This window comes from Patulibacter medicamentivorans (genome assembly GCF_000240225.1).
GTDB classification, from domain to species: Bacteria; Actinomycetota; Thermoleophilia; order Solirubrobacterales; family Solirubrobacteraceae; genus Patulibacter; species Patulibacter medicamentivorans.
In genome coordinates this window covers 20,516-44,735 of the sequence record NZ_AGUD01000227.1, presented here as the reverse complement: position 1 = coordinate 44,735, position 24,220 = coordinate 20,516, and the positions used below count along the sequence as shown (strand labels likewise).

Here is a 24,220-nt window from a genome sequence, read left to right as displayed (position 1 = left end):
CTGGCGAGCTGGTCGCTCGTGGGATCTCGTCCCTGCGCGCCCGCGGGCAGCGGTGATCACACCATCGAAACAGCCGTCCGGCCAGCGGCTAGCGTCGGCTCGACCGGATCAGGGGAGGGCCTGTCGATGGGCATCGAGCTCGCATCGCCGACCAAGCGCGCCAAGTGGGACGACCCGGAGATCCGGCGGCGTCGCGACGCCGCGCTCGAGCACCGGATCGTCGAGGCGCTCGACCGGGCGCGGCTGCTGACCGACGTCCCGTCGTGGACCGCGGGCCAGGGCGGTGAGCACATCGAGGGCGTCGAGCGCTATCTCGATGCCGCCGTGGGCGAGGTCCTCGACCGCGTCCGCGGCGACGGGGTCGGGATGTCGAAGGCCGAGCTGGTGCTGGCCTGCGAGCTGGCCGTCGAGCTGCAGCGGCTGCGTCAGCAGCACCAGGAGGGCCGGGTCCGCCAGCGCCTGCTGGCGCTGACCGCGATCAGCGACAGCCTCAACCGGCCGCGCGGCGAGGCCAGCCTGACCCGGCTGCTGCAGCGGGCCGCCGAGGAGGCATGCACCGCCTGCGGCTTCGATCGCGCGATGCTGTTCCGCGTCGACGGGTCGCTGCTGGTGATCGAGTCGACCCACTTCAACGGCCACCCGGTGTGGGCCTCGGACTGCCACCGCCACGCGGTCGAGCACCCGCTGGAGCTGGATCCCGAGCGGCTCGAGACCGAGATGCTGCGCCGCAAGGCGGCCGCGCTGATGACCGACCCGATGGACGATCCGCGCGCCTGGAAGCCGATCATCCACAAGGTCGAGACCGCCGGCTACGTCGCGGTGCCGCTGCTCGCCGACGGGCGGGTGATCGCCACGATCCACGCCGACACGCACTTCAGCGGCCGGGTCGTGGACGCGCTCGATCGCGACGCGATGTCGGCCTTCGCCGCCGGCCTCGGCTACGCGCTCGAGCGCGCCGTGCTGGTCCACCGGCTGGAGGCCCAGCGCGACGCCGTGCGCGAGATGGTCCGCGCGACCGAGGTCAGCGTCGCCCAGCTGTGCGAGGAGGAGATCAGCCTCGCCGGCCGCGACGGCCGAGGGCGGGGGACGCGCGAGCTCGGCGGCGCGGGAGCGGCCGGCGGCGGCCCGGCGCCGTCCCGGGTCCATGCCGGGTCGCGGCTGCACGAGCTGCTGACGCGGCGCGAGCTGGAGGTTCTGCAGCTGCTGGCCACCGGCGCCACCAACTCGTCGATCGCCGACCGGCTGGTGATCTCGCACGGGACCGTCAAGTCGCACGTCAAGCAGGTCCTGCGCAAGCTCCACGCGAGCAACCGCGCCGAGGCGGTGTCGCGGTTCATGCGGATGAACGCCGGCGATCCCACGTGCCCGTGACGCCGGACTATGCTTGCGGGATGGGAGTGGAGGGCAGGCCAGCCCTGGCCGTCGCCGACCCCGACGAGTGGCGATCGACCTCGCGGCCGATCGCGGATCCGGAGTTGCGGGCGGGGCTCGAGGACGTGCTCGACCGGGCCGCGTCGCTGACGCGGCTGGACGTCGGGCAGGACGGGCGATCGTCCGACCCGACGCTCGACGTCGACCGGCTGCGGGCCGTGCTCGACCGCGTTCACCGGTCGGTCGTCGAGGCGCTGCGGGACGAGGCGCCCGGCGGGCCGTCCCACCCGCGGCTGCTCGACCTGCTGCTCGATGCGCGGGCGCTGGACGACCGGGTCGTGGCGGTGGTCGAGGCCGACCGGGGGGCCGCCTTCGATCGCGTCCGCGAGGCGATGGCGGCGCTGCGCGATGCCGCCACCGTCGACCAGATGCTGGCGCGCGCGCCGGTCGCCGCCTCGCGCCTCGGCTTCGACCGCGCCTTCGTGTCGGCGATCGAGCGCTCCTGCTTCATCCCGCAGGCGTGCTTCATCCAGGGCGACCCGGAGTGGGCGGCCGCGGTCGTGCAGGCCGGCAAGGAGCGGCCGCGCCGGCTCGACCAGACGCTCGCCGAGACCGAGATCGTGCGGCGGCGGGCGCCGATTCGCGTCCTCGACGTCCAGCGCGATCCGCGGGTCCACCGCGAGATCGCCGAGGTCTCGATGTCGCGCTCCTACGTCGCCGCGCCGGTCGTGGTCCGCGGTCAGGTCGTGGGCTTCCTGCACGCCGACTACTTCGCGCAGCGGCGGCTCGTCAGCGCGCTCGACCGCGACATGCTCTGGATGTTCAGCGAGGCCTTCGGCCAGGCGTTCGAGGGCGTCGCCCTGGCGGCCCGGATGTCGACGCTCCGGCAGGTCGTCAAGCAGGCGGCGGCGACCACCGACGGCACGGTCGCGTGGGCGGTCGACGGCGAGCTGCCGCTGACGGCCGAGGCGTCGGCTCCGGCGGTCGACGCGCCGGGCGCACCGCCGGCCGCGGGCCCCCGCGTCGCGGCGATCTCCGGTGGCCCGGAGATCGACGAGCTGCTGACGCGTCGCGAGCGCGAGGTGCTGCGGCTGATGGCCGCGGGGGAGACCAACGGCGGGATCGCCGACCGGCTCGTGATCTCGCACGGGACCGCCAAGACGCACGTCAAGCACATCCTGCGCAAGCTGCGCGCGTCCAACCGCGCCGAGGCCGTCTCCCGCTACCTGCAGATCGAGCACCGGCGCGCCCACGCCGACGGCTGACCGCGCGCCGCCGGCCCGGCGCGACGGTCGCGGCGCCCGTGTCGCCCCGGCCTCAGGTCCAGGCCGCGGGCGCGGCGTGGATGCCGTGGATGAAGTTGTTGACCTGCAGCGTCGGCTCCGCGGTCAGGCGCAACCGCGGCATCCGGGTGTACAGCTCGAGGATCGACGACTTGATCATCTGCCGGCCGAGCGCCGCGCCGATGCAGAAGTGCGGCCCGCCCGCCCCGAACCCGAGGTGGCGGTTCGGGGTCCGCAGGACGTCGAAGCGGCCGGGCGCATCGAAGACCTCCTCGTCGCGGTTGCCGGAGCAGTACCAGAGCACGCACTTGTCGCCGGCCCGGATGTCGACGCCGCGGATCCGGGTGTCCGCGACGCAGGTGCGACGGAAGTGCATCACCGGCGAGACGTAGCGGAGGATCTCCTCGACCGCCGAGTCGGCGCGGCCCTCGAGGTCGGCCCTGAGGATCTCGAGCTGGTCGGGGTGCTCGTGGAACAGCCGGATCGCGTGGCCGATCGAGTGGCGCGTGGTGTCGTTGGCGGCGGAGCCCAGCAGCGAGAAGAACGCGGCGACCTCCCAGTCCTCGAGCACGCGATCCTCGAAGCGCGCGTTGACGACCCAGCTGACGAGGTTCTCGGCCGGGTTGCCGCGGTAGTGCTCGGCACGCGCCATCGCGATGTCCTGGATCCGCTGCGCCTCGTCGGCGAACGTCGTCAGCGCGTCGCGGCCGAGCGCGCAGTTCGGGTCGTCCCAGGCCAGCATCCGCTCGGCCGCCTCCATGATCACGTGCTGCTCCTCGCTGTCGCGCTCGACCCCGAAGAAGTGGGCGAAGATCCGCCCCGGCAGCTGCTTCGCGAACAGGTCGACGATGTCGCCCTCCCCGCGATCGATGATCTCGTCGACGAGCTCCGACGCGACCTCGCGGATCCAGCCCTCGATCTTGCGGACGTTGCGGGGCGTGAACGCCTGCGACACGATCCCGCGCACCTGGCGGTGCTCGGCGCCGTCCATCGCGAGGAACGACGTGGTCGCCAGCGTCACGACCTCCGGCATGTCCTCCATCAGCACGCCCTGGCCGTTGACGAAGGTCGCGGCATCGCGCGAGATCGCCCGGCAGTCCTCCCACTTGGTGATCGCCCAGAAGCCGGGCGTCTCGGCCGTCGGGGGCAGCAGCGAGGACTCGTACGGGCGGTGGAACGACACCGGCGCCTCGCGGCGCAGCCGGGCGAACGCCCGCTCCCGCTCCTCGAACGGGCGCTCCCAGAAGGCGCGGCCGCCGAGGTCGAGCTCGGGCTCCCAGGTCGGGTGCGGGGTGGGGGTGGTGGTGCTCATCTCAGGTCCTCCTGGTTGCGGCGGGCGGTCACCGGCCCGCCGGCGGCTCGGACAGCAGGGCGTCGAAGATGTGGCGGTCCAGGCGCGTGGTCAGGTCGACGTGGACGTGCCGCGGCTCGGTGTACTCGTCGAGCGCCCCCTGGCCCAGCTCGCGTCCGAGGCCGCTCTGCTTGCAGCCGCCGAACGGCAGAGCCGGGTCGATCTGGTGCCAGTTGTTGATCCAGACCGTGCCGGCGCGCAGCCGCTCCGCGACCTCGATCGCGCGCTCGGGATCGCTGCTCCAGATGCCGGCGGTGAGGCCGTAGGGGGTGTCGTTGGCGATCGCGACCGCCTCCTCCAGCGACGAGTAGCGCAGGACGCAGAGGACCGGCCCGAAGATCTCCTCGCGGGCGACGGTCATGTCGTTGGTCACGTCGGTCAGGATCGTCGGCTCGATCCAGAAGCCGCGCTCGAACTGCGCGCCGTCCGGGGCGCCGCCGCCGAGGGCGACGCGCGCGCCGTCGCGGCGCGCGGCGTCCAGGTAGCCCAGGACCCGGTCGCGCTGCCGGGCCGAGACGACCGGCCCCATGTCGGTGTCGAAGTCGGCCGGGTCGCCGAGCCGGATCGTCGCCGCGCGCGCCACGAGCCGCTCGACGACCTCGTCGTGGAGCGCGTCGGGCACGAGCAGGCGGGTGCCGGACTCGCAGATCTGCCCCGAGTAGAGCATGCAGCCGAAGAGCGCCCCGTCGACGGCGATGTCGAGGTCGGCGTCGTCGAGCAGGATCGCGGGCGCCTTGCCGCCGAGCTCGAGCGAGATCCGCTTGACGGTGCCGGACGCGAGGCGCATGATCTCGCGGCCGACCGCGGTCGACCCGGTGAAGGCGACCTTGTCGACGTCGGGGTGGGACGCCAGATGCGCGCCGACCTCCGGGCCGTCACCGGTCACCACGTTGAGGACGCCCTTCGGCAGCCCGCACTCGTGCGCGATCTCGGCCAGCCGCAGCAGGCTCAGCGGCGTCTTCTCGTCGGTCTTGACGACGATCGAGTTGCCGGCCGCCAGCGCCGGGCCGATCTTCCAGATGCCCAGCAGCAGCGGGAAGTTCCACGGCACGATCGCCGCGCAGACGCCGATCGGGTCGCGGTGGATCCGGTTGCTGGACGCCGTCGGGTAGGCCGCGGTCGCGACCGTCGACTCGAACGGGTAGCTGGCGGCCTGCTCGGCGAAGTACAGGAAGTGCGGCGCCGCGTAGCCGACGAGGAACGCCATCGCCTGGCGCAGCGTCGCGCCGTTGGCGGCGATCTCGAGCTCGCAGAGCTGCTCGGAGTCCTCGCCCAGGCGGTCGGCGATCGCGCGCATGACCTGCGAGCGCTCGTGCGGGGGCTTGCGCGACCACGACCCCTCCTCGAACGCCCGTCGCGCCGCCGCGACGGCCGCGTCGGCGTGCGCCACGGTCCCCTTGGCGACGGTGCAGACGAGCTGCTCGGTGGCGGGGCTGATGATCTCGTAGTGGTCCGGGGCGTCGATCTGCGCCCCGTCGATGAACAGCTGGTGGTGGCGGACGCCGACGGTCGACATGTCGTGCTCCTCGCTGGCGGCGGTCGTCAGACCGCGGCGCCGTCCTTCTCGGCGACCATCTCGCGGTAGAGCGGGAACAGCGGCTTGGTCAGCGGGACGAGCTTGAGGATCTTCGTCACGGGGCCCTTGGCCTTGACCTCGCCGCGGGCCAGGCCGACGGCGAGGTTGTACTCGCCGCGCCAGAAGCGGTTGCCGATGTCCGCGGGCATGAAGAGCTTCACGTCGGCGTCCTCGTCCTCGCCGCCGTCGACGACCTCGACGTTGGGGGCGCGGAGCTTGATCAGCACCTTCGCGTCGGGGTCGGCGTAGTAGACCTGCAGGTCGATGTCGGCGGTCGCCAGCTTCGGGCCGATCTCGCTCTCGGCGGCCTTGCGGAAGACCCCGCCGAGGTAGGCGAAGACCTCGTCGGCGTCGGTGAAGTAGGACATGGGGCTCCTCGTCGTCGTGATCGGACGGGTTGTCCGATCTGGAGCCACGCTAGTCGCGGTCCCGGGGCCGTCGCGTCTCCTCGACGGGAGATCTTTGCCCCCCGTTCTGCTCGGCCGGGAGCCGCGGAGCGCCGGTCCTCGCGGGCTGTTCGGAGGAGGAAGCTCTCCCGAACGACGCATGGTCGCCGGGCCCGGCCGGGGCTACGGTCGAGCCCCTTCGACCGCAACCGTCCGGGAGGACCCGTGAAGGCCACCGCAGCCGTGCTCCGAGAGATCGACCAGCCGCTCTCGATCGAGGAGGTCGAGCTCGACGAGCTCCAGGACGACGAGGTCCTCGTCGAGATCAAGGGTGCCGGCATCTGCCACACCGACATGACCGCGATCGACGGCACCGTGCCGCTCCCGCTGCCGACCGTCCTGGGGCACGAGGGATCGGGCGTGGTGGCCGCGGTTGGGGCGGCCGTGACGAGCGTCGCGCCCGGCGACCACGTCGTGCTGAGCTTCGGCCACTGCGGCGAGTGCCGCATCTGCTCCGCCGGGCGCCCGGCCTACTGCGAGCTGTTCGCCCCGCTGAACTACTTCGGCACCCGCCTGGACGGCTCCGTCACCCTCCACGGCCACGACCACGGCGAGGACGTGCACGGCAACTGGTTCCAGCAGTCGTCGTTCGCCAGCCGGGCGATCGCCAAGGCGACGAACACCGTCAAGGTGCCCGACGACGTCCCGATCGAGCTGCTCGGGCCGCTCGGCTGCGGGATCCAGACCGGGGCCGGGACGGTCCTCAACGTGCTGCGCGCCCGCGAGGGCGAGGGGATCGCGATCTTCGGGCTCGGCGGCGTTGGCCTGGCGGCGGTGATGGCCGCCAAGGCGGTCGGCTGCGCGCCGATCGTCGCGGTCGACACCAACCCCGAGCGGCTCGCCCTCGCCACCGAGCTCGGGGCGACCGACGTCTTCGACCCGGCCCGCCACCGCGACCTGGTCTGGGACGTGATGCAGATCGCCGCGCCCGGGCTCGATCACGCGTTCGACACCGTCGGCACCGGCCCGGTCGTCCGCCAGTGCCTCGAGGTGCTGCGGTCCCCGGGGCACGCGGCAACCGTCGGGTTCCAGGGGCTCGAGAACGAGATCACGATCGACCAGGGGCACCTGATGCTGGGCCGGACGCTCTCGGGCGTGATCGAGGGCGACTCCGACCCGCAGCAGCTGATCCCCGAGCTGATCGCGATGCACCGCGCCGGGCGCTTCCCCTTCGACCGGCTGATCGAGACCTTCCCGTTCGAGCGGATCAACGACGCGCTGGCCGCCTCGACGGCGGGACGGGTCGTCAAGCCGGTCGTGGTCTTCGCCTGATCGCGGCCGTCGCATCGCCCGAGCGGGGGAGGACAACCTGCCGTCCGACGTATGGCGGCGGCCCCGCCGCGTGAGCGAGGGTCGGTCGCAGTCCACCCGACGACCGAACGAGCCTGCCGCATGCATCCCGGAGCCCACCCGCCAGACCACCCCGCGATCGTGATGGCGGCCAGCGGCCGGACCGTCTCGTACGGCGAGCTGGACGCGGCCGCCAACCGGGTCTCGCGGCTCCTGCGCGGGCTCGGCCTCGAGGTCGGGGACCACGTCGCGCTCTGCCTGGAGAACGGCAGCCCGTTCTTCGAGGTCGCCTGGGGCGCGCACGGGGCGGGGCTGCTCTACACCGCCCTCTCGACGCGGTTGACCGCCGAGGAGCTGGCCTACGTCGTCGACGACTGCGGCGCGCGGGTGCTGCTGCTCTCCGCCCGCTACGCCGACCGGGCGGCGGCGGTCCGGGCGGCGACTCCGAGGGTCGAGCGGTACCTGAGCGTCGGCGGCGAGATCCCCGGGTACGAGCCGCTCGAGGCGCTGGTGGCCGACCAGCCGTCGACGCCGCTGGAGGGCACCCGGATCGCGGGGCGGGACATGCTCTACTCCTCGGGCACCACCGGACGCCCGAAGGGGATCAAGCCGACCGGCCTCGCGCAGCCGGTCGACGACGCGGCGATCATCGTGACGCCGATCCTCCGGGACCTGCTCGGCGTCGGCCCCGACACGGTCTACCTGTCGCCGGCGCCGCTCTACCACGCCGCCCCGCTGCGCTTCTCGATGGCGGTCCAGCAGCTGGGCGGGACCGTCGTCGCGATGGAGCGGTTCACGCCCGAGGCCGCTCTCGACCTGATCGCGGAGCGCGGCGTCACCCACACCCAGATGGTGCCGACGATGTTCGTCCGCCTGCTGCGCCTGCCGGAGGAGCTCCGGCGCGCGGCCGACCTGCGGAGCCTGCGCGCGGTGCTCCACGCCGGGGCGCCGTGCCCGAGCGAGGTCAAGCGGCAGATGATCGACTGGTGGGGGCCGATCCTCCACGAGTACTACGCCTCGACCGAGGGCGCGGGGCTGACGTGGATCACGAGCGAGCAGTGGCTCGCGCATCCCGGATCGGTCGGCCGGGCGCTCGTCGGCGTCCCGCGCGTGCTCGCGGACGACGAGGACGTCGAGCTGCCGGTGGGCCGGACGGGGCGCGTGTTCTTCTCCGACGGGCCGACCTTCGAGTACCACGGGGATCCGAGCAAGACCCGCGAGGCGCACAGCCGGCAGGGCTGGGCGACCGCCGGCGACATCGGCCATCTCGACGCGGACGGCTACCTCTACCTGACGGATCGCGCCTCGTTCACGATCATCAGCGGCGGGGTCAACGTCTACCCGCAGGAGGCCGAGAGCCTGCTGGCGGCGCACCCGAAGGTGATGGACGTCGCGGTCTTCGGCGTGCCCGACGAGGAGTTCGGCGAGCGCGTCCACGCCGTCGTGCAGCTGGTCGACCCGGTCGACGACGACGACGCGTGGGCGGCGCTGGAGCAGGAGCTGCTCGCGCACTGCCGCGCGCGGCTCGCCGACGTGAAGTGCCCCCGGCACATCGACTTCCGGGCCGAGCTGCCGCGGCACGACACCGGCAAGCTCTACAAGCGGCTGCTGAAGGAGGAGTACGCACGACGGGCGACCGCGGGGCCGGTCCGCTGATGGCCACCGGCGGGCGAGCGAGCGCGGTCATGGCGGCGTCGCGGGCGCGTCGGGACGGCGCGGTCAGGGGCGCGCCATACAAGGACGGTCCGCGCCTGTCACCCCGCCTGGACGGATGTGTGTCGTGGGCACACGACCTCCCGAAGGTCATGGCTCCCGACGACAGGACGCTCGCAGACGCCGGGGATAGGTTCGTCATGCCCTGTCGTACGACCGAGGAGGAGGGGCGGATGGGCAGCAGCGCTGCGCGGATGACGTGCGCGATCGATGGTTCGAGCACGCGGTGGCCGGTTCCCGACGGGACGCCGCCCGGGACTCGGCCGAAGGGGGCAGGAAGTCCTCTCCCGCGGAGGATGGCGACACCACCGCGCGCTGGAAGGCTGGCGCCGACCGTGGAGGGGAGTCAGGCATGAGGACCACCGAGAGCACCGGCTCGCGACTGCGCTCGCTGTTCGGCGGACGCGGCGTCGCGACCGCGACCGCGACCGGCGGCGACCAGGAGCGCGAGCTCTGGGACGGCAACGCCTGGGCCGAGCCCGAGGCAGCGACCGCGGCCTCCGCCTCCGCCGATCAGACCTTGATGGCCGCCACCCCCGTGGCGACCGCCGAGCCCGCCGCCACGCGCGTGCCGGCGGCGCAGGACCACGAGCCAGAGGACACCGTGCACGACCCGATCGGGAGCACCGAGCGCCGCGAGGCGCGGCCCGTCGCCGGCGATCACGCCGCGCGCCGCAGCTGGGACGCCGTCGTCGATCTGTTCGAGAAGGCAGCCGGCGACCCGTCCGTCGCCGAGCGCGTCGGCCGCGCGGACCTGGTGGTCCGCGTCCGGGCGCTCGACCTCGACGGCGAGGCGATCCTGCTCGACGCGCGCGGCGGGCTCGAGGTCCTCGACGACGGCTCCGGCGCGGACGTCGACCTGGGCCTCGCGACCGGCGACCTGGAGCGGCTGGCCGACGGCCGGCTGCGGATGGCGATGGCGATCGCCGCCGGCCGTGCGCCCTACTCGGGCCCGATCCGGCGCTTCCTGTGGGTGCTGCCGGTGGTGCAGGCGATGGCCCGGCCGCCGGTCGCGGTGGGCAGCGCCCACGCCGACGACGATTCGAACGAGGACCTCGCGTGAGCAGCGACATCCAGGTGCCGACCGCCGGTGGAGCGTCTCCCGAGACCGCTGCCCTGCTGGACCGGGCGGCCGGCTACGACCTGCACCAGGGCGCGATGCAGGTCCAGGAGGACCGGCCAGGCGACTTCTGGTCGATCGAGTGCATCGACCTGTACAAGCGGTTCGGCTCCAACCGGGTCATGAACGGGCTCAACGTGGGCATCCCGGAGGGGATGATCACGGTGATCCTGGGTCCGTCGGGCACCGGCAAGTCGGTGCTGCTGAGCCACCTGATAGGGCTGATGTTCCCGGATCAGGGCGACATCCTCGTGCACGGCCATTCGGTGCCGAACATGACGATGAAGCAGCTGCTGGAGATGCGGCGCAAGTTCGGGATCCTGTTCCAGGACGGCGCGCTCTTCGGGTCGATGTCGGTCTACGACAACGTCGCGTTCCCGCTGCGGCAGCACACCGACTTCAACGAGAAGCAGATCCGCGACATCGTGATGGGCCGTCTGCAGGAGGTCGGCCTGACCGGCGGCGCCGAGGCCCGGATGCCGTCGGAGCTCTCGGGCGGCATGAAGAAGCGCGCCGGGTTCGCCCGCGCGCTGGTGCTGGATCCGCAGATCGTGATGTTCGACGAGCCGGACTCCGGCCTCGACCCGGTTCGCACCGCGCTGCTCTGCCAGCTGATCGAGAAGGTGCATGCCGAGAACGGCGGCACCTACGTCGTGATCACGCACGACATCGCCTCCGCTCGCCGGATCGGCGAGTACATCGCGGTCCTCTGGAAGGGCCGGATCGTGCAGTCGGGCGATCGCGACGACATGTTCGACTCGCCCAACCCGTTCGTCCGCCAGTTCCTCGCCGGAGCCCCGGAGGGTCCCCTTGGCATGGAGTAGCCATCGCGCGGCCCCCGTGGCCGCCGCGACCGACAACGTGCCCGCGACCAGCGGGGAGGTCCGCTGATGGAAGCCGGAATCCTGCGTCCGCCCGCGGTGCCAGACGCCCCGACGATCCCCGCGCCGCCCAAGGAGCGCCGCGGCCCGTCGTCGACATCGGGACCGTTCGCGCTGCTCGAGCAGATCGCCGGGATGATCATCCTGACGGCCCGCTCGACGGTGGCGATGCTGACCCCGCCGTTCTCGTGGACCGACGAGTTCATCGAGCAGGCGTGGCTGATCATCCGCCGCTGCGCGATCCCGGTGATGGTCTCGACCACGTTCTTCGGGCTCGGCGCGCCGGGCCTCCAGGGCGGCAACATCACCTACATCTTCGGCACCGTCGACCGGCTCGGCGCCTTCTTCGTGATGGCGTCGGTTCGCGAGTTCGCGCCGTGGATCAACGGGATGGTGATCGCCGGCGTCGGCGGCACCGCGATCTGCGCCGACCTCGGCGCCCGCAAGGTCCGCCAGGAGCTCGACGCGCTGGCGGTGCTGGGGTTGGATCCCGTGCGCACGATCGTCGTGCCGCGGTTCCTGGCGCTGGGCCTGATCACGGCCCTGATGAACCTGGTCGCGATCGTCTTCGGCGTGCTCGGCGGCTGGATCGCCGCGGTCGTCGTCTTCGGCGACACGACCGCCGGGTACCTGTCGACCTTCACGTCGAACTTCACGATGCCGGACCTGATCGGCAGCGTGCTCAAGACGAGCCTCTTCGGGTTCATCATCGCCGTCGTCTGCTGTTACAAGGGGATGCACGTCAAGGGTGGTGCCGAAGGCGTGGGGAAGGCGGTGAACCAAGCGGTCGTCATCTCGTTCGTGGCGATCTGGGCGTTCAACTTCCTCTTCACCACCACCATGCTCGCCGCGTTCCCCGAGACCGGGAACCTCCACTGATGAACGCTCCCTCAGTCGCAGAAGGGGCGGTCGTTCGCCGCCCGACCGCGGGCAAGCGGCTCGGGGAAGGCCTCGCCGGCCCCGTCCGCGGCCTCCTCAACGAGGCCGGCGCGATGGCCGCCTTCTCCGGGCGCGCGGTGCTGGAGCTGCGCGGGGTCTTCCGCTACACGTCGGAGATCCTGCGCCAGGCCGGGATCCTGATCACCGGCTCGATGGCCGTGGTCTGCCTGATGCAGTTCGTGATGGGCATGGAGTGCGGCACGGAGGCCAACTACGTCCTCCGCGGCTACGGCGCCAGCGCCTACTCCGGCGTCTTCACCGCCTGGTGCGGCGTCCGCGAGATGGGCCCCTACATGTGGGGCTACATCATCAGCGCCAAGGTCGGGTGCGGCCTGGTGGCCGAGCTCGGATCGATGCGGATCAACAACGAGTTCGACGCGATGGAGTCGCTGGGCCTGAACCCGATGCGCTACGTCGTGGCGACCCGCCTGGTCGCCGCGTGGCTCGCGTTCCCGTTCATCTACCTCGTGGCGCTGGCGTTCCACAACCTCGCCGACTACGTGATCATCGTCGGGCAGATCAAGGAGGTCTCCCAAGGCGGGTGGGAAGGGGTCCACTGGGCGTTCATGCAACCCCAGGACATCCTCTTCTCCGAGATCAAGATCATGGTGATGGGCACCGCGATCGTGTTGGTGGCCATGTACTACGGCTACACCGCGCGGGGAGGGCCCGTCGGGGTGGGGACCGCCACGGCCAAGTCGATGATCCTCAACCTGGTCATCGTCCACATCATCGGGTCGGTCTTCACGATGGTGTTCTGGGGACTCAATCCGAGCTCGCCCGTCGGAGGCTGAACGTGCGAAAGCTTGTGTTGGACCGCCCCTGGGCGTTGATCGCCGCTGCCCTCTTGGTGGTGCTGACGATCGTCGTGATCCAGGGCCGCTCGCAGCCCCACAGCGTCCGAGCCTCGTTCTCGGCCGCCATCAGCGTCGCCCCCGGCCTGGACGTCCAGGTCGACGGGGTCGACGTCGGCAAGATCAAGAAGGTCGAGTACCAGGACGGTCAGGCGATCGTCGAGCTCGGCATCAAGGACGAGAACGTCTGGCCGCTGCGCCGTGGCACGACCGCGGCGATCCGCTTCGGCACCACGATCGGCAACGGCACCCGCTCGGTGTCGCTGTACCCGGGCCCGCGCGACGCGCCGCCGATCCCGGAGGGTGGCATCATCGGCGAGAAGCACACGACGACGCCGGTCGAGTTCGACCAGGTCTTCGACACGCTCGACGCCAGCACCCGCCGCCGGCTGCGGTCGATGCTGCAGGGGACGGCGGGGGCGCTCGAGGGGCACGGCCCCGCGCTCCGCTCCGGCCTCCGCCAGGCGCCCGGCGGGATCGAGACCACCGGCGACGTGATCGGCGACCTGCTGGTCGACGACACCGCCCTCAAGGGCCTGATCGCCAACGCCGATCGCGTGACCAGCACGCTGGCCGCGCGCAAGCCGGTGCTCAGCGACCTGGTCACCGTCGCCGCCCGGACGTTCGACGCCTTCGGCCAGCGGACCGCCCAGGTGCGGGCCTCGCTGGACCGCTTCGCGCCGACGCTCGACGACACCAAGCGGACGCTCGCCCGCAGCGACTCGAGCCTCGACAAGGTCGACCGGCTGTTCGCCGCGCTCGGCCCGGGCGCTCGCGAGCTGCCGAGCCTGTCGAAGACCGCCAGCAAGGCGCTGGTGCGGCTGGAGGACGTGGCCCCGGTCGCGGTCCGCACGCTCGAGACGGCCCGCGTGGCCGCCCCGCGCGTGACGTCGCTGCTGGACACCGGCACGCCGTTCATGCCGAAGGCGACCAAGGCCCTCAGCGACCTGGCCCCGATGCTCGAGTGCATCCGGCCCTACGCGCCCGAGATCGCCGGCATGCTGTCGACCTGGGGCGGGTTCACCAAGAACTACGACACCACGTCGCACTACGGCCGGATCCACCTGCGAGAGGGCATCACGTCGGTCAACGGCGCGCTGCCGAGCTCGGAGTTCATCACCAGCGTCCCGGCGACCGACACGCGCTACGCGCTCCCGCGACCGCCCGGCCTCAACGCCGGCAAGCCGTACTTCCTCCCGCAGTGCGGGATCACGAAGGACGCGTTGGATCCCTCGAAGGACCCGGAGCGCCCCTGATGCGCGAGCAGATCAAGAGCAACCCCGGGCGGATCACCGCCGCGCTGCTGGCCGTCGTTGCGGCCGTGGTCGCGGTGATCGTCCTGACCGGCGGCGACGACGACAGCTACGTCGTCCGCGCCGAGTTCAAGGACGCGGCCGGCCTGCGCAAGAACGGCGACGTCAAGATCGGCGGGGTCCCCGGCGGCAAGATCAGCGCGATCGACCTGACCAAGCGCGACACGGCGATGGTCACGATGAAGCTGAAGGGCGGGGCCGCTCCGATCGGGCGCGGCGCCACCGCCGAGGCGCGCCCGGTCAACCTGCTCGGCGAGAAGTACGTCGACCTGGCCGCCGGCGACCTCCGGAACCCGGTGCCCTCCGACACGACGATCCCGCTGAAGGACACGGGCGCGCCCGTCGAGCTGGACCAGGTCCTGAACATGCTCGACCCGACCACCCGCGGTCGGATGCGCGTGATCATCAACGAGTTCGGCGTCGGCCTGCGTGGCCGCGGCACCGACCTCAACACGCTGCTGACGCGGATGCCGTCGGCGCTCGACGAGGCCCAGCAGATGGTCGGCTCGTTCGCGGCCGACACCGAGCGGCTGAAGCGCCTGGCCAGCCAGGGCGACCGCGTCATCGACGCCTTCGCCCGCGGCAAGGACGACGTCACCGAGCTGGTCGACGTCGCCGAGCGGACGCTGCAGATCACCAACGCCAACCGCGCCAACCTCGGTCGCACGATCGACAGCGCGCCGAGCACGCTGCGCCAGCTGCGCGCGACGCTGGTCCAGCTCAGCTCCGCGTCGCAGCGGCTGAAGCCGGCCGCCCGCGAGCTGCGCCGGACCTCCGGGCCGCTGGCGACGACGCTCGACCGGCTGCCGCGGTTCGCCGACGACGCCAAGCCGACGCTGGCCGCCGCCCGGCGGACCGCGCCGACGCTGGCGCGCCTGGGACGCGAGGGCGCCCCGGTGGTCGCCCGCCTGGAGCCGATGGCCCGCGAGCTGGAGCGCTTCTCCAACGTCTTCGCGCCGCTGAGCGTGGTCCTCGACCGCCAGACCAACCCGCTGATCCGGGTGATGGAGGGCTGGGCGCGAGCGATCCAGACCCGCGACAACGCCGGCCACCTGTTCCGGACCGAGGCGGTCCCGAACGAGGAGCTGCTGACGCACCTGATCGGCAAGCTCGGCACGAAGGACCAGAAGAACCGACCGCAGGACGCCGGTCCGCCGCCGATCGCCGACGGCACGCCTCTGCGTGACGCCGCGACGCCGGTCACCAAGTCCCCGGAGCCGACCCCGCAGCGGACCGATCCGCCCAGCGGCGGCGCCGGCCAGCTCCTCGACTACCTCCTCGGCTGATGGCTCGACGCATGCGCAGACCTCAGATGTCCCGGGCGGCCAGCCGCTCGCTCCCGCGGCCCGTGCTGTGGCTGCTGGGCCTGGCCGGGATCGGGGCGGTGGTCGTGATGTTCCTGGTCGGCTACAACGCCCCGAACACGATCCCCGGCCGGTCCTACTACACGGTCAAGGCCCAGTTCGACCACGCCGACAACCTCACCGCCCACTACCAGGTGCGGATCGCGGGCCGCTACGTCGGCCAGGTCCTCGACCCCCGGGTCCAGGACGGCAAGGCGATCGTCGACCTGCAGCTGCAGCCCGACGTCGGCCCGCTGAAGAGCGACACGACCGTGCGCGTCCGTCCGCGCTCGCCGATCGGCGTCCGCTTCATCGAGCTGTCGCCGGGGACCAGCGGCCGCCCGCTGGCCGACGGCGACACGATCCCGGCGTCGCAGACGTCGGCGGCGACCGAGCTCGACACGGTCCTCAACACGCTCGACGCGCCGCGCCGGGCGCAGGCCCAGACCTTCATGCAGGAGCTCGGGGCCGGCGTCTTGGACCGAGGGCAGGACATCAACGACCTGATCGACCGCTCGCCGGCGACCCTCCGCGGCGTCGACCGGGTGCTCGGCGCGGTCAACGACCGCAACGGCGCGCCGGAGCGGTTCGTGGCCGGCACCGAGAGCGCCGCCGGCGCCGCCGATCCCGTTCGCGAGACGATCCGCGAGGGCTTCCGGCTCGGCAGCGACGCGCTGCGGCCGTTCGCCAACGGCGCCGACGACATCCGCGCCACGCTCGAGACCGCACCGGCCTCGCTGACCGCCGCCCGCGAGGGACTGCGCGCCACCGATCCGCTGCTGGCCGAGGTCCGCGGGCTGTCGCGCGCGGCGCTGCCGGCCCTGCGCCCGGCGCCGGCCGGCCTCAACGAGACGTCGCGGCTGCTGCGCGAGTCCCGCGGCGGGCTGCGCTCGCTGCGCACGACGCTCGACACCGCCGAGGCGGCGACGCCGCCGACGCTGAAGCTGCTGGAGACCGCCGACCCGGTGCTGCCGTCGATCTCGACCGGCCTGCGCACGAGCCTGCCGTTGGTCGACCGCTTCGGCGCCCACGGCTGCGACCTCGGGCTCTTCACCCGGACCTGGGGCAGCATGCTCACGTTCGGGGTCCCCGGCGGTCGCAAGGACCTCGGCCTGATCACCAACCTGCGGCTGCTGATCCTCAGCAGCGAGGAGACGGTCGGCGGCTGGAAGCAGAAGTCCGGCCTGGTCGCCGACAACCCCTATCCCGCCCCGTGCACCGTCACGCAGGACGCAAGGAGCCGAAAGTGAGCTGGCTGAGCGAGCGCTTCACGCATCGCCCGGGACGGCACCGTCCGCGGCCGCTGCGCGACGGCACGATCCTGCTGGTCGTCATCGGCGCCCTGCTCTACGCCGGGTACACGAAGTCGATCCCGCTGCTGGGCAAGGGCGGGACCGTCGTCGAGGCCCGCTTCTCGGACGCCACCCACGTCCAGAAGGGCAACGCGGTCCGCGTCGCCGGCGTCGACGTCGGCGAGGTCGAGAGCGTCCGGCTGGACGCCGGCCGCCGCGGCGCCGTGGTCAAGATGCGGATCGACGACGGCAAGGGCGTCGAGGTCCACGACGACGCCCGCGCGAACCTCTGGTGGCGGACGCTGCTCGGTCGCAACATGTACATCGAGCTCGACCCGGGCTCGAAGAGCGCGCCGAAGCTCGGCGATCGCGAGATCCCGGTCTCCCGGACCCAGGTCCAGCAGGAGTTCGACCAGGTCCTCGAGCCGCTGGGCGACACCCAGCGGGCGGCGATCAAGAAGGTCATCGCCAGCTTCGACGACGCGGCCAAGGACCCCGAGGCGATCGGCGGCACGATCGACGCGCTGGAGCCGTCGATGAAGCACCTGCGCCAGGGCCTGCCGTCGCTGCGCGGCACCCAGCAGGGCGACCTGACGCGGCTGGTCCGCGAGGCGAGCCACACGATGGGCGCGCTCGGCGCGAGCGAGGAGCAGCTCGCCGGCCTGATCGACAACGGCTCGACGGCGCTCGGCGTGACCGCCGCCCGCCACGACGAGCTCGGCTCGACGCTCGACCAGGGCGCGCCGACGATGGACGACACGCGCCGGACGCTGGCCCGCCTGCGGACCACGCTCGACACGCTCGATCCGGTGGCCGTCGACCTGCTGCCGGGCGCCGAGCGGCTGAAGCCGGCCGCCCAGGCCGCACGGCCGATGCTGGCGCGCCTGGACCGGGTCCTCGACGACGCCGAGCCGACCCTGCGGAGCCTGCGGCCCGCGGTCACCCGGCTGGCCGAGACGGTCGACCCCGGCGAGGCCGTGATCAACGGCCTGCGCCCGACCGTCGACCGCGCGAACAAGACGATCCTGCCGTGGCTGGCGGAGAAGGACCCCGACACGAAGCTCAAGAACTACGCCTCGATCGGGCCGTTCTTCAGCGTCCTCGCGTCGGCGGCGTCGATCTTCGACGGCAACGGCAACCTGCTCAACTTCCAGACGGCGCCGGACGAGCGGACGGCGATGTCGGTTCCGTGCACGCTGCGGCTGACCGACCCGAGCGCCGCGCCGGAGAACAAGATCAACTGCGAGGCGCTGGGCGACTTCCTCAGCATCCTGACCGGAGGCCAGGGGGCGCCGAGCACCGACTACCCCGCCGATCCGCCGTCGCCGGAGGACGTGCCGGCCAAGCGCTCCGCGCGCTCGGCCGCCGACCGCTCGGCCGCTGAGCGGGCCGCAGGCGCCCGGGCCGCGGGTCGCTCCGCCGCCTCGGCCGCCGACCGGCGAGCCGCCGACCGTGCGGCGCAGGCCGCGACCGCCGGGAGGGCCGGCCGATGAAGTTGCGCAGTGATCGCCTGGCGCTCGAGCTGAAGCGCTCGCGGGTCCCGTTCCTGCTGGTGCTGTTCATGATCGGCTGCGCCCTGATCGGCGGCTGGTACCTGTTCCGCCAGCAGAAGGTCCAGTGGTTCTGGCAGGACACGCACCAGGTCAAGGTCGAGTTCGACGACGTCAAGGGCGTGCGGCCGAACCAGCAGGACGTGCGGCTGGCGGGCGTCTCGATCGGGATGATCTCCGACGCCAAGGTCTCGCCCGACGGCAAGGCCGTGCTGACGCTGTCGCTGCAGAAGAAGTTCGGCGACATCTACAAGAACGCGCGGATGCGCCTGCGGCCGGTCACCCCGCTGCAGGACATGTACGTGTCGATCGAGTCGCGGGGCACGCCGTCCACCGGCAAGCTCGAGGGCGACCAGGTGCTCGCGCTCCAGCGGACCGCGTCCCCGGTCGACATCTCGCGGGTCCTCAACACCTTCGACCCGGACACCCGCACCCACCTGGCGTCGTTGCTGAACGACATGGGCAAGGGGCTGGGGGATCACGGCGACGAGCTGCGGCGATCCTTCGTCCAGCTGGCGCCTTTCCTGCAGGCGGCCGATCGCCTGACCGGGGCGATGACCGATCGCCGCAAGGAGATCGCCCGCGTGGTCCACAACCTGGGCGCGCTGACGGCGGCCGTCAACACCCGCGACAAGCAGCTGTCGAGCCTGGTCCAGGTCGGCAACGGCACCCTCGCCGAGCTCGCCGGCCACGACAGCACGTTGTCGGCGACCCTCTCCGAGCTGCCGCCGACGCTGCAGCAGATGCGGACGTCGTTCTCCGACCTGCGGAGCGCCGAGGACGAGCTGGATCCGGCGCTGCGCGGCCTCAAGCCGGTCGCGGAGAAGCTGAAGCCCGGCCTCGACGCGCTCGAGCAGGTCAGCCGCGACGCGATCCCCGCGCTGCGCAGCCTGCAGCCGGCGGTCAAGCAGCTGCGGCCGCTGGCCGAGGACCTGCAGCCGACCTCGCTGGCGCTGAAGGACGCGCTCGGACGGCTCGCGCCGACGACGCCGCGCCTGGACCGCGCGACCCAGAAGATCGTGCCCTGCCGGTTGGCGATCGGGAAGTTCTTCCAATGGACCCTGTCGGTCCTCAAGTTCTACGACGGCGGCGGGGCGTACCCGCGAGGTGAGCTGGTGCTCGGGATGCCTGCGTTCACGCTCGGCAAGGGCAAGGACCCGGTGCTGCGCCGCGGTTGGACCTGCACCCAGGGAGGGCCGCCGAAGTGAGGATCGAGCACCGCGCATTCAAGGTCCTCGCGATCGTCACCTTCACGGCGATCTGCGTGGGCATCTTCGCCTGGCTGTTCGGCAAGGCCGGCGGCACGCTGCCCGGCGCCGAGGCCAAGTACGAGGCCAAGGTCCTCGTGCCGACCGCCTTCCAGCTGGTGCCGAACGCCGACGTCCGGCGCGCGGGCGTCAAGGTCGGCAAGGTCACCGACATCACCAACCGCGGTGACGTCGGCGTCGTCGACATCGCCGTCGACAAGGACCAGGGTCCCGTCTACCGCGACGCGACCGTCAAGGTCCGGACCAAGACGCTGGTCGGCGAGAACTACATCGACCTCGACCCGGGGACCCCGCAGGCGGGGCCGCTGAAGAAGGGCGCCGCGCTGCCGGTCGAGCAGGCCGGCGAGGCCGTCCAGCTCGACCAGATCCTGTCGGGCCTCGACGCCCCGACGCGAGCGGCGGTCCAGCGCAACCTCGACGCCCTCGGGCCCGGGCTGAAGGGCCGCGGCGACTCGCTGAACGCGTTCTTCGGCGCCGCGGCGCCGACCGTCCGCAAGGCCGGCGACCTGACGCAGCTGCTCGACGCCCAGCGCCAGCAGCTGGCGCGCGTGGTCGACGACACCGGCACCGTGATGCAGGCGTTCGGCGACCGCACGGCCGACGTCCGCCAGCTCGCGATCCAGGCCAAGAACACCGCCGATGCCGCCGCCAGCCGCGACCAGCAGCTGTCCGACGTGCTCGCGACGCTGCCGGCCACGCTGAAGCAGGTCCAGTCGACCACGACCCACCTGGGCAAGGTCTCGCGCAGCAGCACGCCGGTCGTCGCCGACCTGCGGGTCGCGGCCGAGAACCTGCCGCCGGTGACCGAGCGGCTGGCGGACGCGGCGAAGGCCGGCCGTCGCCTGTTCGAGGTCCTGCCCGGGTTCTCGCGCCAGGCGGAGCCGATGCTGCGGTCGCTGAAGACCTTCGGCGGCGAGACGACGCCGATCGTCCCGGCGCTCGACGCGGTCCTGCGCAACCTCAACCCGGCGCTCGCCTACCTGGCGCCGCGGGCGACCGACATGGCGACCGCGTTCGCCAACCTCGGCTCGGCCGTCGACACCCGCGACGCGACCGGCAACCTGGCGCGCGTCCACCTGACGGTCGACGAGCACACGATCACCGGCATGCGCAAGGAGGTCACCGACACGCTGCAGGTGCTCCTCAGCGCCGGCGGCCTGCTGGGGACGGACAAGATGCGGCTCAACGCCTACCCGGATCCCGGGACCCGCGGCAACCCGCAGACGCCGAAGGGCGATCCGCCGCGGATCGCGGCCTCGCCGTCGGCGCTCGGCACCAGCGGACGCTGATGCCGCTGCCCTCCTGGGTGAGCGACAACCGGCGAGCCCTCGGGCTCGTCGGCGTCGTTCTGGTGGCCGTCGTCGCGGCGATCGGCGTCCTGCGCCTGAGCCCGACGCCGGTCTCCCAGCTGCTGGCCGGATCGGGCAGCCGCGAGGGCGCCGCGACCGAGCGCCAGGAGCGCGCGTTCGGCGGCGAGCCGATCGTCGTCTCGGTGACCGGCGAGCTCGGGACGACGCTGTCGCCGTCGGGGCTGGTCGCCCTGGTCGGGCTCGAGGGGCGGCTCGCCAAGCTCGACGGCGTCAAGGCGGTCTTCGGGCCGGGGACCTTCATCAACCAGACGATCGTGCAGGCCGAGCGGCTGATCAGCCGCCAGCTCGGCCCGGTCGCGACCCGCGCCGCGCGGGCCGCCTCGCGCGCGGAGCGCGCCGCACGTCGCAACGGCGCCAGCGCGACCGCCGCCACCCGCGCCGGCGAGCAGGCCCGCCTGGCCGCGCTCGGCCCGGCGCGCGAGCAGTTCGAGCAGATGCTGGTCCGGTTCGGGGCGATCGGGATGCCGTCGCTGTCCAACCGCAGCTACGTCAACGCGGTCGTCTTCGGCGCCGGCGTCGTGCCCAAGGCGCGCTTCCGCTGGCTGTTCCCGGACGGCGAGCACGCCCTGATCGTGGTCCGCCCGAAGGCGGGCCTCGGCGACGGCGAGGTGCTGGCGCTCGGCCGTCGCGTGCGCGCGCTCGCCGGCGCGGCCAAGCTGCCCGGCGCGAAGCTGACGGTCGGCGGCGCGCCGCTGGTCGCCGCCGCGGTCGCCCACGAGGTCCCGACCGAGCTGCTGCGCCTGGCCCCGCTGGCGCTGCTGGTGATGGCGATCGTGCTGCTCGTCGGCCTGCGGCGCCGGGCGACGGTGCTGGCGCTGCTCGGGCTCGCCGCGGCCGCGGCGACGCTCAGCGTGCTGCTGGCGAGCGGGATCGGGCTCGGCCTGACCGCCGCGACGGTGGCGGGGCTGCCGGTGATCCTCGGCCTCGCCGTCGACTACGCCGTCCAGCTGCACGCGCGCCATCGCGAGCTGCGCCGCGCCGGCCGCGCGCCGCGCCAGGCCGCGATCGGCGCCCGCCGGTCGCTGACCGGGGTGCTCGGGCTCTCGGCCGGAGCGGTCGTCGCCGGCGGCCTGGTCCTGCACCTCAGCCGCGTGCCGCTGCTGGAGCGGCTGGGATCGACGCTCGCGATCGGCGCCGTCGCGGCGCTGGCGGTGGTGCTCGCGATCGGCCCGCGGGTGTTGGTCAGCCTCGATGCGCGCGGCGGCGACCGCGAGCGGACGGAGCCGGCCGCACGCCCCGCCGGCGGGCGCCTCGGGCGCCTGCGGCTGCCGTCGCTGCCGCGCCCGCTGCGGCCGCTGGCGATCGGCGCGCTGGTCGTGCTGGTGGCCGCCGGCCTGGTGCTCTCGACGATGTCGAAGGTCGAATCCGACGTGGCCCGCCTGGCTCCGGGCGACCTGCCCGAGCTGCGGGACGCCCAGGCGGTCCAGCGGCAGGTCGGCAGCGTCGGCGAGCTGCGGATCGCGTTGCGGGGCGACGTGACCTCGCCGGCGACGATCACCTGGCTGCGGAGCCTCGGCAGCCAGGCGACGCGGATCGACCGTCGGATCGTCCCGGGCCCGAACCTGGGCGAGATCCTCGGCGGCGACGGCACTCCGACCCGCAAGCAGGTCGACGGCCTCCTGAAGCTCGTGCCGCCGTACCTGGTCGCCCCGGTGCTCGACGGCCGTCAGGCCGAGCTGAGCTTCGGGATCCCGTTCGTCGACGGCCGCGAGCAGGCCGCGCTCGCCGAGCGGATCAGCGACCGGCTGGCCGATCCGCCCGCCGGGGTTCGCGCCGACCCGGCCGGCCTGGTCGCGACCGCGGCCTACAGCCTGCGGCAGCTGGAGTCGACCCGCCACTGGCTGCTGCTGGCCTGCGTGCTGCTCGTCGGCGGCCTGCTGTTCGTCGTCCGGCGGTCGTGGTCGCGGGCGCTGGTCCCGCTGGTCCCGGCGCTGGCCGGCGTCGGCGTCGCCGGTCTGCTGGTGGCGCTGCTGGACCTGCGGCTCTCGCCGATGGCCGCCGCGCTGGAGCCGACGGGCCTGGCGATCGGCGTCGAGTTCGGGCTGCTGATGGAGGCGCGCTACGAGGCGTTCCGCGCCCGCGGCCTCGACCCGGCCGCCGCGGCCCGCAACGCCACCCGCACGATCGGGCGGGCGGTCGCGCTCTCGGCCGCGACGGTCGCGGCGGGCTTCCTGGTGCTGGCGGCCAGCCGCCTGGGGATGCTGCAGCAGCTCGGGCTGCTGGTCGCCGTCGAGGTGATCGTGTGCGCCGTGGTCGCCGTCTGGGCGGTGCCGCGGCTGGCCGCGGCGATCGAGCGCCGGACCGTCGCGCCCGGCCCGGCGCCGCGCGGGTCCGGACGGCGGCGGCCGGATGGCGGCGATCGGCCGGCCCGTGACGGATCCCCGCGCGAGGGCGAGGGGGGCCGCGCGCCCCGGTCGCCGGCCGCCGAGGGCGATCCGCTGACGGCGACCGCGGGAGGCCGTCGATGAGCGGTCGTGCCGCCCGCGCGCGCCGAGGAACCGCGCGCGCCGAGGAACCGCCGGTCGACCTCGGCCGCGAGCGCCGCCACGGCCGGATCGCCGGAATCCTCGGCATCGTCGGCGTGCTGGCGACGGTGGCCGCGCTGCTGGTGTCCGCTCGCGGCTCGGCGAGCGGTGCGAGCGGGACGAGCAGCGAGGACCGCGCCCGCCGGCTGACCGACTTCCACGCCGACGTCGGGGCCCAGGCGCTCGGCCTCGGGCTGCGCGTGCTGGGGCTGGTCGCGACCATCGCGCTGGCGCTGTTCCTGGCCCGGGCGGTGATCGACCGCGGCGGTCGCGATGGCGCGGCGCTGCGCGCGCTCGGGATCGCCGGACCACTGGCGCTGGTCGCCGTGCTCGTCGTCGGCTTCCTCGCGATGCGCGACGTCGCCGACGTCTACGCCGCGGGCGCGCCGTCGCCCGACCGCGCCAAGCGGCTGATGGACGACGACGGCCTGCTGCGCGCGGTCGGCGTGGCCGAGATCGCGGCGCACCTGCTGTTCGGGGTCTGGCTGGCGCTGCTGTCGCTGCGGGCGATGTCCGTCGGCCTGCTGACGCGCGTGCTCGGCTACTGGGGGATCGCCGCCGGCGTCGCCGGCGTCCTGCTGCCGCTGGGCGACACGCTCTTCATGGGCTGGCTCGCCAGCGTCGCGCTGCTCGCCTACGGCTGGTGGCCGGGCGGGGTGCCGCTGGCCTGGACGAGCGGCCGGGCGGTACCGTGGGACGTCCCGCTGGAGTCCGGAGCGGCTGCACGATGAGCGG

Annotated in this window: 19 protein-coding genes; 16 read left to right on the top strand and 3 right to left on the bottom strand. The window is 73.1% G+C overall.

The annotated features are described in order from the left end of the window. The first annotated feature begins 126 nt into the window (after positions 1-126). On the top strand, positions 127-1,371 hold the full coding sequence (locus PAI11_RS15185; protein ID WP_007576356.1) for a LuxR C-terminal-related transcriptional regulator: 1,245 nt from the start codon (positions 127-129) through the stop codon (positions 1,369-1,371). A 20-nt stretch (positions 1,372-1,391) separates the two neighbouring features. Further along, on the top strand, positions 1,392-2,636 hold the full coding sequence (locus tag PAI11_RS15180) for a LuxR C-terminal-related transcriptional regulator (protein ID WP_050897263.1): 1,245 nt from the start codon (positions 1,392-1,394) through the stop codon (positions 2,634-2,636). A gap of 52 nt (positions 2,637-2,688) precedes the next feature. On the opposite strand, the gene PAI11_RS15175 is transcribed toward PAI11_RS15180, so the two are convergent. The 3 genes from PAI11_RS15175 to PAI11_RS15165 are packed head-to-tail and all read right to left on the bottom strand — an operon-like array spanning position 2,689 to position 5,949. Next, complete coding sequence (locus tag PAI11_RS15175; RefSeq protein ID WP_007576354.1) at positions 2,689-3,966, bottom strand: cytochrome P450; 1,278 nt, start codon at positions 3,964-3,966, stop codon at positions 2,689-2,691. Positions 3,967-3,994: 28 nt separating this feature from the next. Then, complete coding sequence (locus PAI11_RS15170) at positions 3,995-5,521, bottom strand: aldehyde dehydrogenase family protein (RefSeq protein WP_007576353.1); 1,527 nt, start codon at positions 5,519-5,521, stop codon at positions 3,995-3,997. Positions 5,522-5,547: 26 nt separating this feature from the next. Continuing rightward, positions 5,548-5,949 carry a hypothetical protein gene (locus tag PAI11_RS15165; RefSeq protein ID WP_007576352.1) on the bottom strand — a complete coding sequence of 134 codons (402 nt, stop codon included), beginning with the start codon at positions 5,947-5,949 and terminating at the stop codon, positions 5,548-5,550. Positions 5,950-6,192: 243 nt separating this feature from the next. Between PAI11_RS15165 and PAI11_RS15160 the strand changes: the two genes are divergently transcribed. The 14 genes from PAI11_RS15160 to PAI11_RS15095 all read left to right on the top strand — a co-directional run bounded on the left by PAI11_RS15160 (position 6,193) and on the right by PAI11_RS15095 (position 24,216). Next, positions 6,193-7,299 (top strand): NAD(P)-dependent alcohol dehydrogenase, encoded by a 1,107-nt coding sequence (locus tag PAI11_RS15160; protein ID WP_040600495.1) that lies wholly within the window; start codon positions 6,193-6,195, stop codon positions 7,297-7,299. 120 nt (positions 7,300-7,419) lie between these two features. Continuing rightward, entirely contained in the window at positions 7,420-8,973 is a 1,554-nt protein-coding gene (locus PAI11_RS15155; protein ID WP_007576350.1) for an acyl-CoA synthetase, read from the top strand. Positions 8,974-9,382: 409 nt separating this feature from the next. Beyond that, a complete protein-coding gene (locus PAI11_RS15150) occupies positions 9,383-10,093 on the top strand; it encodes a hypothetical protein (RefSeq protein ID WP_007576349.1) in 711 nt (236 codons plus the stop codon). Continuing rightward, positions 10,090-10,974, top strand: coding sequence for an ABC transporter ATP-binding protein (locus PAI11_RS15145; RefSeq protein WP_007576348.1), 885 nt, complete (start codon positions 10,090-10,092; stop codon positions 10,972-10,974). The genes PAI11_RS15150 and PAI11_RS15145 overlap by 4 nt, the downstream gene beginning before the upstream one ends. 96 nt (positions 10,975-11,070) lie before the next feature. Beyond that, positions 11,071-11,910, top strand: coding sequence for an MlaE family ABC transporter permease (locus tag PAI11_RS15140; protein ID WP_007576347.1), 840 nt, complete (start codon positions 11,071-11,073; stop codon positions 11,908-11,910). After that, complete coding sequence (locus PAI11_RS15135; protein ID WP_138974340.1) at positions 11,910-12,764, top strand: ABC transporter permease; 855 nt, start codon at positions 11,910-11,912, stop codon at positions 12,762-12,764. The genes PAI11_RS15140 and PAI11_RS15135 overlap by 1 nt, the downstream gene beginning before the upstream one ends. A gap of 35 nt (positions 12,765-12,799) precedes the next feature. Further along, a complete protein-coding gene (locus PAI11_RS15130) occupies positions 12,800-14,080 on the top strand; it encodes an MlaD family protein (RefSeq protein ID WP_170320736.1) in 1,281 nt (426 codons plus the stop codon). After that, positions 14,080-15,423 (top strand): MlaD family protein, encoded by a 1,344-nt coding sequence (locus tag PAI11_RS15125; RefSeq protein WP_007576344.1) that lies wholly within the window; start codon positions 14,080-14,082, stop codon positions 15,421-15,423. The genes PAI11_RS15130 and PAI11_RS15125 overlap by 1 nt, the downstream gene beginning before the upstream one ends. A gap of 11 nt (positions 15,424-15,434) precedes the next feature. Then, the gene (locus PAI11_RS15120) at positions 15,435-16,730 is read left to right on the top strand and encodes an MlaD family protein (protein WP_170320735.1); all 1,296 of its coding nucleotides are present in this window, start codon (positions 15,435-15,437) and stop codon (positions 16,728-16,730) included. Then, on the top strand, positions 16,727-18,265 hold the full coding sequence (locus PAI11_RS27345) for an MlaD family protein (protein ID WP_007576342.1): 1,539 nt from the start codon (positions 16,727-16,729) through the stop codon (positions 18,263-18,265). Before PAI11_RS15120 ends, PAI11_RS27345 begins: the two co-directional genes overlap by 4 nt. Continuing rightward, complete coding sequence (locus PAI11_RS15110) at positions 18,262-19,530, top strand: MlaD family protein (RefSeq protein WP_007576341.1); 1,269 nt, start codon at positions 18,262-18,264, stop codon at positions 19,528-19,530. Before PAI11_RS27345 ends, PAI11_RS15110 begins: the two co-directional genes overlap by 4 nt. Beyond that, positions 19,527-20,879 carry an MlaD family protein gene (locus PAI11_RS15105; protein WP_007576340.1) on the top strand — a complete coding sequence of 451 codons (1,353 nt, stop codon included), beginning with the start codon at positions 19,527-19,529 and terminating at the stop codon, positions 20,877-20,879. Before PAI11_RS15110 ends, PAI11_RS15105 begins: the two co-directional genes overlap by 4 nt. Then, positions 20,879-23,428, top strand: coding sequence for an MMPL family transporter (locus PAI11_RS15100; protein ID WP_040600492.1), 2,550 nt, complete (start codon positions 20,879-20,881; stop codon positions 23,426-23,428). Before PAI11_RS15105 ends, PAI11_RS15100 begins: the two co-directional genes overlap by 1 nt. Continuing rightward, complete coding sequence (locus PAI11_RS15095) at positions 23,425-24,216, top strand: hypothetical protein (protein ID WP_007576338.1); 792 nt, start codon at positions 23,425-23,427, stop codon at positions 24,214-24,216. The genes PAI11_RS15100 and PAI11_RS15095 overlap by 4 nt, the downstream gene beginning before the upstream one ends. Positions 24,217-24,220: the final 4 nt, after the last annotated feature.